The sequence below is a fragment of the Bacillus sp. GMs2/2 genome (assembly GCF_050172095.1).
Lineage (GTDB): Bacteria > Bacillota > Bacilli > Bacillales > Bacillaceae_G > Bacillus_A > Bacillus_A cereus.
On the sequence record NZ_JBNLYE010000077.1, the window covers coordinates 1 to 16,825 of the forward strand.

Genomic DNA, 16,825 nt, shown 5'->3' on the forward strand with positions numbered 1-16,825 from the left:
GGGATCTAGTAAGAAGGGAGAAAAATGGGATGCGTAAAGAAGAAGTAGTGAAGTTACCAATTAAAGATTTCTGTAGCTACTTTACTGTTGCCGTAGTGTGTATTGGATTATTTGATATCATAACAAACTTAATTGTTAAATAATATAGATGATAAAACAAGAAAGGAAGTCCTTTCTTGTTTTTTTTATGGGGGCATAAAGATGAAATGGATTGATAGTCATATACATGTTGATCAATATAAGGATGAAGAGAAGAACAGATTACTGAAAGAGGTGGAAAATAGTAATGAAATAAAGGGGCTTATTGCTGTATCTATGAATTATCAATCTTGTAAGGAAACGTTATCTTTAGCTAAGAAGTATCCCTTTATATATCCAGCGATAGGGTTTCATCCAGAGCAACAGATTCATAAAGAAGAGTGTGAACAGATTTATAAACTTATTGAACAGAACGCAGAGGAAATTGTTGCGATTGGTGAAGTAGGTTTGCCCTATTATTTGAGGAAAGAAGATGAAAGCATTGCTGTAGATCCATACATAGCTGTATTGAAAAAATTTATAGAACTAGCTAGTAAGTATAATTTGCCGATTATATTACACGCAGTTTATGAAGATGCTGACACTGTATGTGATTTGCTAGAGAAATATAAAGTTTCACGTGCACATTTCCATTGGTTTAAAGGAAGTGATGAAACAATGAAACGGATGATGAAGAATGGTTATTATATTTCGATTACACCGGATGTTTTACATAAGGAGAAGATTAGAAAAATTGTTTCGTATTATCCGCTTGAATATGTGATGGTAGAAACAGATGGACCGTGGGAATTTCAAGACGATGTTATGACGCACCCGAGAATGATTCGAGATGTATTAAAGGAAATTAGTGTTATAAAAAACATATCTGTTGATCAGGTTGCAGAAACAATATATGAAAATACCATTCGATTTTACCCCGCTATTTGCCGGGGATTAAGACCCTGACTGATTAAGGTTTCGCTTTATTTGAAAGGATAGGAGAGGTACTCTTATTCTTTTTATTATGGATATTTTTTCTAATTTTTTCTATAATTTATGATATGTTTAATTTGATGAAGGAAGTAGGGGAGAAAATGGGGAAAGCACATAAAAAAATAGCTATTACAATGATGATCGGTGCACTTTCAGTTGCAGCGTTTGGTTGTGAAGCAGAAAAGAAGGCTATAAATCCCAACGCAACGCAAGAAAGTAAAGAAGAACAAATTGATCCAGTAGTTGAAAAACAGATGAAAGAAACTGAAAAAAACGGGAATTCGGTTGGAAACAGTTCTAATAAAGGGAAGATGGCAGAGAGTAATGGATGGGTTTACTATGCGGTAAATGGTGATAAAAATACAGGAGGCATTTATCGTACGAAAGATCAATTTCAGACTTCGGAACGTGTAGTGGAAGGTGTAAATGCTTCTTACATAAATATAAAAAACAAAGCTTTATATTTTATTCATACGGATGAAGAGAAGAATGCGGGATTATCTTCTTTAATGAAGTATGATATATCAAATAAAAAGTTAGATACGTTAAAAGCGGATACAAATTATGTTTATATAAAAGATCAAACTTTATTTTATCCGAAAAAATATTCTGAGCATGGTGGTTTTGATATTGTAGGGATCGCAAAAATCAATTTGAAGACGGGACAGGAAGAAGAAGCGGCATTTAAAAATTCTGGTTGGTCTCGAACGATAGATGATAGTATTCTACATTGGAATAAAAATCGTGGAACACAAATGACAAAAGATAATAAAACTTGGTCAAAAGAAAATTATGCAACAATATCTAGTGCTACGTATAATAATGAAAAATTATATGCTGTTGTCGACTTTTCGTTACCTTTTGAAACAAATGAAGCTGAGCATGGCATATATGAAATAGACGTTCAACAAAATAATGAAAAGTTATTGGTAAAGGATGCCTTGCAGATGAATGTGAAAGGGGATACTTTTTATTATTTAAAAAAGGATGGAGTATATAAGAAGAAAATAAATGGTGGAAATGAAAAGGTAATTTATAATAAAGCGGTTGAACCAACTAAATCCTATTTATATTTTGTAGCAGGAGATATGTATCTCTATACGGATAATGGAACTATCATGAATTTGGATACAAAGAAATCAAATGAAGTAAAAGATAAGAAGCTAGCAGATAACGTTATGTTACAGAAAGTATGGAATGCACAGAAGGAACTGACTAATGTTCAAATGGCTGCACTAACAGGAAACCCAAAACGAGTAGGGGATTTTTCATACGGGGAATTAGTGAACCCTATTTATAATAAGAAAGATAATTTAGAGACTACGCTATCTACGTACTTTTCAAAATCATTTATAGCACAGTATATGAAGAGTAAATATATTAAAGAGTTAAATGGAAAAATGCACTATGCTATTGGAGATCCAGGGTCAAAAGCAGCAACTAAATTTACAAAAATTATTTCTGCCGAGTTAAAGGATGGGAAAATAAAAGCGCAGGTAGAAACGTATAATGACTATGATAATGTAACGGAAAAAGTAGAAGTTGAATTTATTTATGAAAATAATCAATGGGTTATTAATAACATGCCACGTTTTGGTTTAAGTTAAAAAAACCACCAAGCAGAATGCTTGGTGGTTTTGTATTAGGATTCTAATTTCTTCGCACGTTTTAATAATAAAAGAAAGACAATGATAACGAACCCCAGTATAAGGAAGAAGCCATATTGCTTTATATAATCAATTATGTCATTCGCACTGGTTGGTTTTTCAACGTGAATGCCGTCTTTATTTGTCGTAATATGAATATCTTTCATTTTTACTTCATTCTTTTCCTTTTGTAAATCAATCCACTCTATATTTGGAATACTTTCTAGATCCTTTAATACTTCTTTTAATGGTTTCACACCTAAGTAAGGATGATAAAATACCCCAATAATCCCATCGGATAATTTAGAAACAGATAGAGCACGTTCTTTCATTTTAGCAATAGTTTGTGGCGTATCTTCTTCAATAAATCCGACTGTTTCAGGCAATAGTTTCATTCCATGTAAAAATGACGGAGTACTTGTATAATATGGTGAGTGCATGGATTTCCAAGTTGTATCATTTAACTGTAGTTGTCCTACATAAGTTGAAAAGTACCTTGATAATATTTCATATCCTTTTTGAGACATCGTGTAATGAGGTGCTTCAAAGGCAACAGGATATAGTTTAGCATCTACAAGTTCTTGAATTCCTTTTTCAATATGATTTTTCGTATATTTTTCCTCGAATTCTTCCCCTTTTTTTACATATTGGTTATATGCCTCTATATTTGGAAAGTCATCTTTTGTCTTCGGTTTTTCATGCTTCGGTTGGCGAATTGGTTGATCTGTTTTGACATCCCAAAATTCAAAGCCCTCACCTGTTTCACTGTCATAAAATTGGTGAGTATAACCATGCATAATAATTGCTGCACCATCATCTTGCATAGAGCGTAAAAGATCAACTAGTTCTGGTTTATCTTTTAAATGTATTATCTTTCCTGTATCTGGATCTTTATATACCGGAATAACAGTAATCATGTAAGGCATCTTTTTCTCTTTTAGTAATTCAGCAATTTCTTTCAATTGATTTATATCTGCTGCTGGGTGAACATCCTCAAGACGTAAATAAGCTTCAACTTTATTTTTCGTTGGTTTTTGGCTGAAATAAGAAAATAACATTTCACCGACGTAATGAGACATCCAGTCAAAGAGGTTAGGTGTTGCAACATAATAAGATATTTCATGCTGAACGATTAGTGGGTTAGTGTTATTTGAGCTTAAAGCGTTAGCAAGCACAGTTCCATTCGTATCAAATGATTGAATTAATCGTTCCTCTTCTAAGGTATTTTTTAGCTCCTTTTCTGAATATTCAATTTTATTAACTCGTATATTGTCACTCTTCAATGTAATGAAAGAAAAACGCTTAGATAATTGTTCAACATTTTGTCCTAATACTAATACAGGGCCGGAGAAGTTTTCTAGAAATTGTTTCGTTTCATCAGAAAACGCTTCTTTTGTTTCACCGATATAAACAATATGTGTATAGGAGGATACGTTATTAATTGAAGTTGCTTCTTTTAAGTTTTTTACGGTTATATCATTTGTAAAATGTCCTAATTGAGTATTAAGGATTTGGACATTATTTGAAACTTTATCGTCTTGTGTACTATACAAAACAAGTACTTTTGGTTTTGATGATGTTTGTGCAGAGGTGTAGGTAGGGATGAGTAGTAAAATGCTGAACAAGAGTGTTAGGCATTTTTTCATTTTGTACGCTCCTATTCTATATATAGAGTTCAGTTTACAATTATATACAATAAATGCGTTATAGTCTATGAAAGTTACATTTTTGCACGTATTTACCAGCTGTTTTTTCACAAAATCGGTCTAAAGCATGATGATAATACGTATAGTTATTTGCTATGATAAAAGAGTAATAGAATGTAGGTAATTGTAAAGGGAAGGCTGAAAGGGGACAAATTTCAGCGGAGAAAGAGGTAGAGGTAGTGAAGAAATTCTTTGTAGGATTTTTAGTTGTTCTTGGAGTATATTTATATTTCCAAGGAAAGTCTGAAGGAATGGATAAGCTAGTGAATGGAACAAGCTATGTTGATTCAGAAGAAGCAAAACAGATGAAACAAATCATTATAGAGGAAGCGAAGAAAGTAAATCTTCCGGAATGGATACCTCTTGCAATTGCCGAGCATGAAAGTCGATTAAATCCAAGAAGTGTTGGAGATAATGGAACTTCATTTGGATTGTTTCAACTACACCGCGGCGGCGGGCTTGCACCAGAACATTTAACTGATGATGAGCTGAAAGATCCACGTACAAATGCGCAAATTGCAATGCCGCATTTAATGAAAGGATATAAGCGTGGGGTGCAAAAAGGTTTGACTGATTTTGCATTACTGAAATATATAGCGAATACATCTGGATGGCCAGGGAATTTAGGGCCAGAGTGGACGGATAATAACATGAAGTATAACATCGGACTAGAAGATGTGTACTATCGAAATAAAGGTGTAATAAAGTGAAACTTTAATCAGTGGGGGAGTCTGTTCATCCCCCGCTGATTATTAGTCTTCACCAATCGGGCTTTTACGAGCAGTTAATCTTCCGCCTAAATTCTAGCGTTTTCCGGATTTTGAGGTGGAAGTTTTACTGCTCGTTAATGCGGGGTAAAAGAGTAGGTTTTCTATACCTACTCTGTTTTTTTATGAATAATTTCATCCTTTTCTTTCGTGAAATACTGCGTGAGTTGTATTTTCACCTCTTCTAGTTTTGTAGAAACTTGCGGTATTTTATATCCTACATACAATGGTGAAACGACAAATCTAGGTACAACTTTACAAATGATTTTTCCATTTAAGTAATAGAAGAATAAGTTATAACTACTGCATCCTTTATGGAAATCTATCAGTATGTAACGTACAGTTTGCTGAATGTAATTTGCCATTTCATCTATATATGAAATATTATCAATGATTATATTGAATTCAGTGAAGCCAATAATGGGACGCTCTGAAATATTAAGCTCAATGCGTTCATTTTTTTGAACAATTACCCCTTGAAAATTTTCTTCTTCAATATTTTCAAGATAATCTACATATTTCATTCCGATAATTTGCATGTGTGCATGATGCAAACTTCCACCTGAAAATGGACCGTGATTTTTGTATAAAATTACAGATGCAAATTCTTCGTTCTTCTGTAAGTGTAACCAATGTTGAATAGAAAATTGCATTAATTTTCGCATATGTTCTTCTGTATATGTTGCGATATGATCTTCGCAATTATCCGTTTCAATCAGCACCGTTTGAAATGTATCTTGTAATGTAGGAAATTTATTTTTTAACCAAATAATAGAACCATCAGTTGCTAAAATATCCGTTAAATGTTCTTTATCGCAAAATGGACATGCAGCGCTTCTATTCCGAATACTTTCTGGTTTTTGTTTACCGATATCGTTTAAAAAATATAGTTGTTGTGTATCCATTTGTATATATGCCCCTTTAAAATATGTGTAAAAATCCCGCTTAATACATTCGGGAAAAGGAGAAGGAAATCCTCTAAAGACAATATGGAAAAAATAAAAGACAAGATATCCTCATTACGATAGGGTACCTTGTCTTTTATTTTTTCTCTAATAGTGTGTATGGATAATATAGAACATTTTCATTGTTTTTCTTTTTTCTATTTTTTATTGTGTATAAAGTGATTGCTGTGCTTGCAATTATAATAATGGCTTTCTTCATATTCATATACCCCTTTTTATTGTTGGTTTAATTCTTGGCTAACTGCTTTTGCATCGACTAAAGCGTGTAAAATCATTTTCACCATGTTCATCATATTTCTTCACTCCTTTTTATAGTTCATTTAGTTCTTTTACAACTGCTTGTCCGTTCACTAATACCTCAAAGATTGCTTTTACGATTTCTTTCATCATGTTTGTTTCCTCCTTGTGTTTGTCACTCTTGTTTTACATCTTTATTGTATAGGGAGGCATCTTTTCGTACTATCGCTTTCCATTACGTGAACATAACAGTTTTGTAAGATTTGATGTCACTTATTGAAATGTTTAGTCTATCTTCATTATTTTCAGAAAAATGACTATTCAAACATGAAATTGGAAAGTATAATAAAGAAGTAAGTATTAAATTCCGTACGAAAGGGGTGAATGAGATGAAACGTTCTTTAGCTGCGCGTGCCAAATTTTTAGATTTTATCTATTTTTGTCGTGCGATTTTTCATGATGTAGTTGTTAACGGGATACGTATGCCCTTTTTTAACAATTGCATAGTGACTATTGAACGATAGAAATCTCTTCACCCATTTTTAATAAACGTGTGAAAAGGGAGCTATTTGGCTTCCTTTTTCTATGCCGAAAACCATGGGGAATGTTTCTTTCTCATGGTTTTTTATATTGAAAGGAGTACGGAAAATGACTATTTGTAGTGTAAATAATGTAACGAAATCTTTTGGTGGAAACATCATATTTGAAAATATATCGCTTGAAATAAAGAATGGTGAACGTGTTGTGTTAGTTGGTCGTAACGGTAGTGGGAAGACAACAATCTTTGGGCTTCTAACGGGAATGGAGAGTTTGGATGCAGGAGCCATTCATATGAAGAAAGGTACACGTATTGGTCATGTCGCACAAATTCCGAAGTTTGATGAGGCCATGACTGTATATGATGTATTGAGTTCCGCTTTTAAAGTAGAAAAGGAATTAGAAAAAGAAATGCATGCTCTAGAAAAAAATATGGCGGAGGAGCAGGAACAATCTTCTTTGAAAAAGCTAATGGAGAGATACGGAATAATTCAAGAAAAATTTGCATTTCTCGGTGGTTATGAAATAGAGGCAAATATAATGAAGGTAGCAAATGGCTTACAAGTAACAGACTTATTTCCAAGAGTATTTACGGAATTAAGTGGAGGAGAACAGACGAAAGTAAGCCTTGCATATATGCTATTGCAGAAACCAGATTTACTTCTATTAGATGAACCAACAAATCATTTAGATTTGTTTGCAGTTGAATGGTTAGAGAAATTTTTAAAAGAATATAATGGAACAGTTATGGTTATTTCACACGATCGCTATTTCCTTGATGAAGTTGTAACGAAAATTTTTGATCTGGAAGATGGAGAGATTCACGTGTACCATACGAATTATTCTCAGTTCGTTGAGGAGAAGGAAGAAAGATTACTTCAAGAGTTTCAAGCTTATCAAGAGCAGCAAAAGAAAATAAAGAAAATGAAAGAAGCAATTAAGCGCCTACGTGAATGGGCAAATCAAGCGAATCCTCCGAATGAAGGATTGCATAAAAGAGCGAGGAATATGGAACGTGCGTTAGAGCGTATAGAGAAATTAAAGAGACCGATTTTAGAAAGAAAACAGATGGGTCTTCAGTTTGAAGGGCAAGAGAGAAGCGGAAAAGATGTTGTTGTAATGAAAGAAGTGAGTAAAGGTTTTGCTGGCCGATCTTTATTTGAACAAGCGAATTTACATGTTCGTTTTCAAGAGCGTGCTGCTATCGTTGGTCGTAATGGTACAGGGAAGACTACATTATTAAAACTACTATTAGAAGAAATAAATCCAGACGTTGGTGAAATTCGAATTGGTAGTAGTGTCAAAATTGGTTATTTATCACAACATGCATATGAAAATATGAAGAGTAATGTATTGGAAGCATTCAGAGAGAATGTGGCTGTAACAGAGGGAGAAGCAAGACATATATTAGCTAAGTTTTTGTTTTATGGTCCAGCAGTATTTAAGAAAGTAACGCAACTTAGTGGTGGAGAAAAAATGAGATTAAGACTTGCGCAACTTATGTATCAAGACATCAATTTTCTAATTTTAGATGAGCCGACAAACCATCTTGATATTGAATCAAGGGAAGTTTTAGAGGAAGCCCTTGAACAATATAATGGAACGATTTTAGCTGTTTCACATGATCGTTATTTTTTAAATAAGTTATTTGAAAAGACGTATTGGATTGATGAGCGTAAATTATTTGAGTTTGCAGGGAACTATGCATGGGCTCGTCAAAAGTGGGAGGAAAAGCTCGAGAAACAAGTAACAAAGCAGAAGCACCAAGGAAGAAAAGGTGTGGAAACAGCTCCTGTAAAAAAGAAAGAATCTAGGAATGTTGAAGAGATCGAAACAGAGTTAATACATGTAGAAGAAGATATATATACACTTGAGTGTAAGATGGAACAAGTAGTTGATGTTGAAATGCTTGAACAATTGTATGAGGAAAAAACGAAGAAAGAGTTGTTACGAGCAGATTTATATAATGAATTAGAGAATATGGTGGAGTAATGAGTAGAAAGCCACTTCCTTTCAGTTTTGCTGGAGGAAGTGGCTTTTTTCATAATGATATTTTGCTTTAAAGGTTAAATGAAGCGATGTGTTTCACGTGAAACAGTAAATTAGATAAATCCATTTTCCTCAATTTGCATAGTTTGTGAAACATATGAAAATGATAAGGTGAAAAATAAATGTCATTAGTGGTTTTTCGATAGGAGTAATTACAAAAACAAAGGCTAATTATTTCCCGAGAGATAAAGTGAGGGCTTTTACGGGCACCCCGACCCTGACCTAACTTATTTTGCTTTCGCTGAATTTTGAGGTGGGGGTCTTACTGCACGGCAAATAGCGGGATAAATATGTGTAACAGAGACTAGTGAATGAAAACAAAAAGAGAGCAAAGTTACAGCTTTACGCGCTGAACTCTGCTCTCTTTTTGCGTGGCATCTTCTCTCGTTGAAATTATAATAGCGATCCCGAGCATGATAAAAAAAGCTAAAAAGAGGACGAACTTTGGGAAGAACGGGAATAGTAATAGCGCTCCGACTATCATAAGTGTTAATAATACGTAGTGCAGGACGTATTGGAATAGGTTGTCCATATTTTCGCCCCCTTTTTGGTAATTGGTTATTAGTATTCTATGTTTCATGCTGAAGGAATAGAAGTGAATTTTTAATTTTTTTATAAGAAATAAAAGAGAGCGATTGAAGAGTTTATTTCAACAAGTAAACGAAATTATGATGGATATTATAATCAGAAAGTAGATGAATTAGCTAAGCAAGCATTAGAAACGTTGGATATTGAAAAGCGAAAGGAAATTTATAAAAAATTATATCAAGAGTTAAGCGAAGCCCCGCCTGTAATCTTCTTGAATAATGGCAAAATGGTGTCTACACATCATGCACGAATTCAAGGATTATAAGAAGGTGACTATAACGGAGTTTTATTAAGTTTACCTAAATTAAAGATAGAATAATAATTTTAAAAAAATTCTTGAAATATTTATTTAGAAAGAATTGACAAAATATAACTGAAGATATAAGCTAATAACCATAAAGTCTACCGGAAAAGTCGGAATAAGATTGTTACCCCTCAAAAACATCTATTTTTTTACGATTAAAACCGACTTTTCCGATTGGCTATAAAATGTTGCTGTGGGAGGCATACATAAGGCAAGCAGTTCATAAGGTTTAATTATTAAAAAAAGAAAAGTTAGGGTGGGAACAATGAAGAAAAAGACAAAAAAATGGGCTGGTGTATTTTCGGTATTACTGAGTAGTTCGCTTGTGTTATCTGCTTGTGGGGGACAGGAGGATGCGGCTTCTACAGAGCCGGTTAAACAGCAGGATTTAAAAAGTGTGAAAATTGAAAAGATTGCTGCGACAGATAAAACGAAAGTGCCAGACAAGGCGAAGAATAGAAAAGATACGTTAGTAGTTGGTATTAGTAAGCCAGGCGGCGTATTTTTACCATACTTTCAACAAAATGGTTGGGATGGAAACGTAACTTCAGTTATTTTTGCATCTCTCGTATCAACCGATAAACAAGGGAAACCAATTCCAGAATTAGCTGAGAAGTGGGACGTTTCTTCTGATCAGTTAACATATACATTCCATTTACGTAAAGATTTGAAATTTAGTGATGGATCGCCATTAACGGCGGATGATGTAGCTTTCACATTGACGCTTTTACATGATAAGGCATATGAAGGTGAAGTAGATATCTCTCAATATGCCGTTAAAGGTGGTAAAGAATATAAAGAAGGAAAAGCAACTTCAATTGAAGGTATTCAAGTTGTTGATCAACAAACAATTAAAATTACAACTGAAAAAGTGAATTCACAAGCTATATTTGTTTTAGGAGGTACAGTACTATCAAAAGCTTATTATGGAAAAGATTATAAGCAAAATACAAGCTTAGATTACTTAAAAGATTTATATGGAAAGCCATTAGCTGCGGGTCCATATAAATTTGAAAAGTATATTCCAGGTCAAGAAGTTCGTTTTGTAGCAAACGAAAATTATTATGCGGGTAAACCAAAAATTCAAAACTTTATTTATAAAATTACTTCTGGTGATACGAAGCTTCAGTTATTCCAAACAGGAGAAGTTGACCATACTGGCTTAGGTACCGGTGATGAGGTTCTTGAACAGGCTAAGGCTTTAGAATTCGCAAATATCCAAATCGAAACAGCGCCGTCATTTAGTTATATTTATATGAATAATAATAAGCCTTACTTAAAGGATAAAAAGGTTCGCCAAGCACTTATTTACGGATTAGACCGCAAAAAATATGTTGATACAGCGTTAAAAGGATACGGTACAGTAGCCAATGTACCAATTCATCCAACTTCTTGGGCTTATACGGAAGAAGGAGTTAATAAATACGAATATGATAAAGAAAAAGCGAAAAAATTATTAGATGAAGCAGGGTGGAAAGTTGGTTCGGATGGAATTCGTGAAAAAGATGGTCAAAAATTAAAACTTTCTTATTTCGGTCCAAGTTCGGCTAAAGATAGTGATTTATTAATTCCGATTGCGAAAGAGAATTATAAAGAAATAGGTGTAGAGTTTAATCCTGAATTTATGGACTTTAATACGATGCTTTCTAAGGTAAACAAAGGAGATTATGATTTAGCTTCTGTTTCGACACCGATTACAAGTGACCCGAGTGAAACAGCTGGTGAATATTTGTCTACTGCAAATGAAACTAGTCTTGGTTATAAGAATGCAAAAGTAGATGAGCTAATTCAAAAAGGTATTGAAACTGTAGATATCGAAAAGCGTAAACCTATTTATAAAGAATTGTATAAAGAATTAAGTGATGATCCACCAGTAATTCTATTAAACTACCGTAGAACAATTACTGGTTATAACGGGAATATAAAAGGAATTGATCCCGAAAAGTACAATAGTATTAGTGCAAACTTACCAGTATTATCATTTGAAAAATAACGATAAGAATGTATAAGTAGAAGACATTTTTTCATTCGGTTAGTAATGTGCCGCTTTGAAAAAATGTTCTTCTATTTTAAGCATAAGATTGGAGAGAAAAAGGGTGAAAACATATATTGTTCGTAGGTTGTTACAAATGATTCCTACACTACTTGGTACATCAATTATTATCTTCGTCCTGTTCGCACTTCTTCCTGGGGATTATATTGATTCAAACCCGAAAATTACACCGGAAAGAGCAGCTGAACTGAGGGAATTATATGGGTTGAATAAACCGATTGTTGAGCGTTATTTTCATTGGTTAGGTAATGCATTGCAAGGGGACTTTGGCTTCTCGCTTCAATATCAAGAGCCTGTAACGTCATTATTAAATAAATTTATTTGGAATTCTTTTAGTGTAGCAATTATTGCATTGTTTTTTATTTGGCTAATTGCACTTATTATCGGTGTATTCTCGGCGACGAAACAACATTCTTTATTCGATAAACTTGTAACAATCGGTGTTTTTGCAGCAATGTCATTCCCTTCATTCTTTATCGGCTTGTTTTTAATTAAGGTGTTTGCGGTTGACTTTAAGTTATTACCGATAGGTGGAATGATTGATGTTGGCAGTAATTCAACAGGATTTGCTTACGTGATAGAAGTTGCAAAACATATGATTTTACCAGTATTTATTTTGACACTTCTTGGGGTCGGCTCGCTAACTCGGTATTTTAGAACAAGTATGTTAGAGGTTGTAAGACAAGATTACATACGAACAGCAAGAGCGAAAGGTTTGAAGGAGAAGACGGTTATTTATAAGCATGCATTAAAAAATGCAATATTACCAGCAATTACGTTATTAGCATTTGAATTACCGGGATTGTTTTCTGGGGCAATTATTATTGAACAAATTTTTAACTGGCCAGGGATTGGTAATATTCAATTAGAAGCATTAAATTTCCGTGACTATACAGTATTGATGGCATTTACGATGTTTCTTTCTTGTTTAACAATCGTTTCAAACTTTTTAGCAGATATCGTATATGCAGTTGTTGATCCAAGAATTCGGTTGAAGTAAGGGGGGAAAGAAATGGAGACTGTTACAGTAATTACAGAAAAAAAAGAAAAAAAGAGCAGAAGCGAATCATCACCATGGCGACAAGCTTTTAAAAAGATAAAGAAAAATAAGATGGCACTTGTAGGGTTTTATGCATTAATTTTTATGTTTTTATTTTGTTTTATCGGTCCGTTCTTTTCTCCATATGCATCAGGGAAAATACAAGTTGCGCTCATTAACAAACCACCTAGTGTTTCTCATTGGCTTGGTACAGATCAATTAGGAAGAGATATTTTAACAAGGCTTATGCAAGCGGGACGTATTTCATTAACCATTGGTTTAGCTTCAATGGTTTTATCGGTTATACTTGGAGCTTTATTAGGAGCGATTGCAGGTTTTTATCGTGGGATTGTGGACAATATTATTATGCGGCTTGCAGATATTTTAATGTCAATGCCAGGATTACCGTTACTTATTATAATGGGTGCGATTTTATCAGAGTGGAAAGTACCGTCTGATTATCGTTTGTATGTCATTATGATTATTTTAAGTCTAGTAGGTTGGCCAGGGCTTGCACGCCTTGTAAGAGGGCAAATTTTATCACTTAGGGAGCAAGCATTTATGCAAGCTGCGGATGTGTTAGGAATAAAAGATTACCGGAAAATTATATATCACTTAATACCTAATGTTTTACCCATTTTAATTGTTGTATCCACATTAGGTGTTGCAGGTTCTATTTTGGGAGAATCCGCACTAAGTTACTTAGGTCTTGGAGTCGTTCCACCTACACCATCATGGGGGAACATGATTAGCGCAGCTAACTCATTAATCGATTTCCAAAAGCGTCCATGGTTATGGATTCCGCCCGGTTTTGCAATCTTTATAACAGTTGTATCAATTAATTTACTTGGTGATGCACTTCGTGATGCGTTAGATCCAAAGATGAGACGGTAGGTGAGAAGATATGAGTAAAGCGGTAGTAGAGCTGAAAGACTTACAAACACATTTTCAAACTGACGAGGGGACAGTAAAGGCTGTGAACCATGTTAGCTTTGCGGTTCGAGAAGGGGAAACAGTTTGTGTAGTAGGAGAATCAGGTTGCGGAAAGAGTGTAACAGCTTTATCTATTATGGGGCTTATTGCTGAATCTGGTAGTGTAGTGGGTGGAGACATTTTATATGAAGGAAAAAGTCTTTTAGGAATGAAAGAGAAAGAACTTCGTAGTTTACGAGGCAATGATATTGCAATGATTTTCCAAGAACCGATGACATCGCTAAACCCCGTCTTCACTGTAGGGGAGCAAATTGTAGAAACGTTAAGAGAGCATGAATTACTTAGTAAAAATGAAGCATATAAGAAGGCAATTGAGTTAATTCGTAAAGTTGGCATAGCCCGCGCTGATGAAATCGTCCATTCTTATCCGCATGAACTGAGCGGTGGGATGTTACAACGTATTATGATTGCTGTTGCGCTTAGTTGTAATCCTAAGTTATTAATTGCAGATGAACCAACAACAGCTCTTGATGTTACCATTCAGGCTCAAATATTGGATCTACTAAGACAAGTGAAAGAAGAATTTAAAACGTCGATTTTATTAATTACACATGACTTAGGTGTCGTAGCGGAAATGGCTGATTATGTTGTCGTTATGTATGGCGGGAAAGTTATTGAAGAAGCCCCAGTACTAGAGATATTCCAAAATCCAAAACATCCTTATACGAAAGGATTATTGAAATCAAAACCAGTAATGGGAAAACGAATAGATAAACTATATTCTATTCCAGGGCAAGTTCCGAATTTAGTTGGTTTAGGTGAGTTTTGTTACTTTAGTGGGCGTTGTGAGCATTGTATGGAAATATGTGAAAAAGAAGCCCCAAATCTAAATGTAAATGATGAAAATCATAAAGTAGCTTGCTGGTTATATGAGGAGCGTGCGGAACAATGAGTGAACCATTATTAGAGGTGAAAAACCTAAAAGCATATTTTCCAATTAAGGGTGGCGTATTTAGTAGAACAATTGGGCATGTAAAAGCAGTTGATGGAGTAAGTTTTACTATTAATAAAGGTGAAGTGTTTGGTCTCGTTGGTGAATCAGGGAGCGGGAAAACAACAATAGGAAAAACAATTTTACGCCTCGTTCAAAAAACGGAGGGAGAAGTGAAGTTTAAAGGGAAAGATGTTCATTCTTTATCCAAGGATGAATTAAGAAAACATCGCCCTAATATGCAGCTCGTTTTCCAAGATCCATTTAGTTCATTAAATCCGAGAATGAGAATTGGAGAAGCGCTTGGAGAGCCAATGTTGGCCCACGGATTAGCGACGAAAGAAAATGTTCGTGAAAAGGTAATTGAAGTATTGGAGTTATGTGGATTAGCTCCTTATCATATTGACCGGTATCCCCATGAGTTTTCTGGTGGACAACGTCAGCGTATCGTAATCGCAAGAGCTATGGTATTAAATCCAGAATTCATTGTAGCTGATGAACCTGTGGCGGCACTAGATGTATCTATCCAAGCACAAATTATTAATTTATTTAGTGAGTTACAGGAGAAAAAGGGATTATCTTATTTATTCATTTCGCATGATTTAAGTGTAGTAGAACATTTATGTACGAAAATCGGAATTATGTATTTAGGTACGATTGTGGAGACAGCACCGCGTGATGAGTTATTTACCAATCCGCTACATCCTTATACGAAAGCATTGTTATCAGCTGTTCCAATACCAGATCCAACAGTGAAGCGAGAGCGAATTATACTAGAAGGGGATATTCCAAGTCCAGCAAATCCACCTTCGGGCTGTCGTTTTCATACACGTTGCCCATTTGCAACGGATGTTTGTAAAAAAACAGTACCAGAATTCCGTAATGTTGGTGCAGAGCATTTTGTTGCTTGTCATCACGTATAAAAAAGGACTCTTTCAGAGATTGAAAGAGTCCTTTTTTTTTATCTACTAGATGAAGTTTGTTTCAATACAAATTGCTCGATTGCGTGAGCAACACCATGTTCATTGTTTGTTAGTGTTACAACATCACATAGCTTTTTTACATCTTCTTCAGCGTTGCCCATTGCAACAGATAAGCCTGCTACTTCTAACATTGGTACATCATTAAAATTATCACCAATAGCAACTGTATCTTCAATTGGGATATTAAAATGAGCTGCCATCTGCTGTATCCCGTTTCCTTTATGTCCATTCTTATCCATAATTTCTAAGTTAGTAGGAGCCGATGCTGTAACCATAATATCAGCATCTTCTTGTAATATACTTAATAGCTGTGCGCGATGCGCTGCATTAAACGTTAAAATGAAGAATTTAGATATTTCTAGTTCTTGGTTATTTACAACATCTTCTATTTTTTTGAAATCAGTAATTAGGTTCGATTTCTTTTGTTTTTCTGTAATTCGTTCAAGTTCCTCTAATGTAACATCAAGCGCATGCTTATTTTCTTCGAATGCTTGCATCACTTGATCTTGCCATGTATATGGAGAATAAACTCCTTTATTTGTATATAGCTTATATGGGAAACCTTCAGATTCTAGTAATTTTGCAAGTTTGTACACTTTATCGTTTTGTATACAACGCGAGTTAATTACTTTTCCATCCACATAAACAATAGCCCCATTGCTTGCTCCGACTGGAAGAGATAATTTATATTCTTCCAATAGCTTTAAAGCATCCTCTTTCGCACGACCAGAACAGATCATTACAATATGACCGGCTTCTTGTGCAGTTTGGATTGCTTGTAGGTTTTCTTTGGAGATTTCAAGATTAGATGATAGTAGTGTACCATCCATATCTAATGCGATTAATTTCAAAATGACCACCTCTTTGTTTTTATTATACATAGTTATATAGAGGAAACATATAAACTTATCTTGGAAAGACGGTATTTTATCTCATATTAAAAGTAAGTAAAGATTAGATAGGCTTAGTGGCACTAAATAAACAATTTGCAACAAAAATAGAGAGGAATATGACTA

15 protein-coding genes and 1 pseudogene are annotated in these 16,825 nt (G+C 34.4%); 11 read left to right on the top strand and 5 right to left on the bottom strand.

Annotated elements, in window-relative coordinates; genetic code table 11:
• The first annotated feature begins 201 nt into the window (after positions 1-201).
• Both ACQGS6_RS12405 and ACQGS6_RS12410 read left to right on the top strand, forming a co-directional pair.
• On the top strand, positions 202-984 hold the full coding sequence (locus ACQGS6_RS12405) for a TatD family hydrolase (RefSeq protein WP_074625537.1): 783 nt from the start codon (positions 202-204) through the stop codon (positions 982-984).
• Between the two features lie 128 nt (positions 985-1,112).
• The gene (locus ACQGS6_RS12410) at positions 1,113-2,618 is read left to right on the top strand and encodes a DL-endopeptidase inhibitor IseA family protein (protein WP_000513543.1); all 1,506 of its coding nucleotides are present in this window, start codon (positions 1,113-1,115) and stop codon (positions 2,616-2,618) included.
• Between the two features lie 35 nt (positions 2,619-2,653).
• On the opposite strand, the gene ACQGS6_RS12415 is transcribed toward ACQGS6_RS12410, so the two are convergent.
• Positions 2,654-4,303 (bottom strand): DUF2334 domain-containing protein, encoded by a 1,650-nt coding sequence (locus ACQGS6_RS12415; protein WP_426965184.1) that lies wholly within the window; start codon positions 4,301-4,303, stop codon positions 2,654-2,656.
• 239 nt (positions 4,304-4,542) lie between these two features.
• Here ACQGS6_RS12415 and ACQGS6_RS12420 point away from each other — a divergent pair, with 239 nt between their 5' ends.
• Positions 4,543-5,073, top strand: coding sequence for a transglycosylase SLT domain-containing protein (locus ACQGS6_RS12420; RefSeq protein WP_000713248.1), 531 nt, complete (start codon positions 4,543-4,545; stop codon positions 5,071-5,073).
• 167 nt (positions 5,074-5,240) lie between these two features.
• Here the strand turns inward: ACQGS6_RS12420 and ACQGS6_RS12425 are convergent, their stop codons facing one another.
• Both ACQGS6_RS12425 and ACQGS6_RS12430 read right to left on the bottom strand, forming a co-directional pair.
• On the bottom strand, positions 5,241-6,035 hold the full coding sequence (locus ACQGS6_RS12425; RefSeq protein ID WP_002004289.1) for a DUF4931 domain-containing protein: 795 nt from the start codon (positions 6,033-6,035) through the stop codon (positions 5,241-5,243).
• A 136-nt stretch (positions 6,036-6,171) separates the two neighbouring features.
• Positions 6,172-6,300 carry a hypothetical protein gene (locus ACQGS6_RS12430; RefSeq protein WP_001998915.1) on the bottom strand — a complete coding sequence of 43 codons (129 nt, stop codon included), beginning with the start codon at positions 6,298-6,300 and terminating at the stop codon, positions 6,172-6,174.
• Positions 6,301-6,721: 421 nt separating this feature from the next.
• Between ACQGS6_RS12430 and ACQGS6_RS12435 the strand changes: the two genes are divergently transcribed.
• Together ACQGS6_RS12435 and abc-f are read left to right on the top strand one after the other, a co-directional pair.
• Entirely contained in the window at positions 6,722-6,856 is a 135-nt protein-coding gene (locus ACQGS6_RS12435) for an RAxF-45 family protein (RefSeq protein ID WP_000830643.1), read from the top strand.
• A 73-nt stretch (positions 6,857-6,929) separates the two neighbouring features.
• Positions 6,930-8,861 carry a ribosomal protection-like ABC-F family protein gene (abc-f, locus tag ACQGS6_RS12440; RefSeq protein ID WP_426965185.1) on the top strand — a complete coding sequence of 644 codons (1,932 nt, stop codon included), beginning with the start codon at positions 6,930-6,932 and terminating at the stop codon, positions 8,859-8,861.
• A 391-nt stretch (positions 8,862-9,252) separates the two neighbouring features.
• Here the strand turns inward: abc-f and ACQGS6_RS12445 are convergent, their stop codons facing one another.
• On the bottom strand, positions 9,253-9,450 hold the full coding sequence (locus ACQGS6_RS12445) for a hypothetical protein (RefSeq protein WP_000369263.1): 198 nt from the start codon (positions 9,448-9,450) through the stop codon (positions 9,253-9,255).
• Between the two features lie 102 nt (positions 9,451-9,552).
• On the opposite strand from ACQGS6_RS12445, the pseudogene ACQGS6_RS12450 reads away from it, so the two are divergent.
• From ACQGS6_RS12450 to ACQGS6_RS12475, 6 genes and pseudogenes are all read left to right on the top strand, one after another.
• Positions 9,553-9,771, top strand: a pseudogene (locus ACQGS6_RS12450) (ABC transporter substrate-binding protein); the annotation flags it as partial.
• A 304-nt stretch (positions 9,772-10,075) separates the two neighbouring features.
• Positions 10,076-11,803, top strand: coding sequence for an ABC transporter substrate-binding protein (locus ACQGS6_RS12455; protein ID WP_000730665.1), 1,728 nt, complete (start codon positions 10,076-10,078; stop codon positions 11,801-11,803).
• 103 nt (positions 11,804-11,906) lie between these two features.
• Positions 11,907-12,863, top strand: a complete 957-nt coding sequence (locus ACQGS6_RS12460; protein ID WP_000860748.1) for an ABC transporter permease — start codon at positions 11,907-11,909, stop codon at positions 12,861-12,863.
• A gap of 12 nt (positions 12,864-12,875) precedes the next feature.
• The gene (gene opp4C / locus ACQGS6_RS12465; protein WP_000451080.1) at positions 12,876-13,796 is read left to right on the top strand and encodes an oligopeptide ABC transporter permease; all 921 of its coding nucleotides are present in this window, start codon (positions 12,876-12,878) and stop codon (positions 13,794-13,796) included.
• Positions 13,797-13,806: 10 nt separating this feature from the next.
• The gene (locus tag ACQGS6_RS12470; RefSeq protein ID WP_000030767.1) at positions 13,807-14,787 is read left to right on the top strand and encodes an ABC transporter ATP-binding protein; all 981 of its coding nucleotides are present in this window, start codon (positions 13,807-13,809) and stop codon (positions 14,785-14,787) included.
• Positions 14,784-15,749: an ABC transporter ATP-binding protein gene (locus ACQGS6_RS12475; protein ID WP_001294484.1), complete on the top strand. Its 966-nt coding sequence runs from the start codon at positions 14,784-14,786 to the stop codon at positions 15,747-15,749. Before ACQGS6_RS12470 ends, ACQGS6_RS12475 begins: the two co-directional genes overlap by 4 nt.
• 38 nt (positions 15,750-15,787) lie before the next feature.
• On the opposite strand, the gene ACQGS6_RS12480 is transcribed toward ACQGS6_RS12475, so the two are convergent.
• On the bottom strand, positions 15,788-16,660 hold the full coding sequence (locus ACQGS6_RS12480; protein WP_000766422.1) for a Cof-type HAD-IIB family hydrolase: 873 nt from the start codon (positions 16,658-16,660) through the stop codon (positions 15,788-15,790).
• Positions 16,661-16,825: the final 165 nt, after the last annotated feature.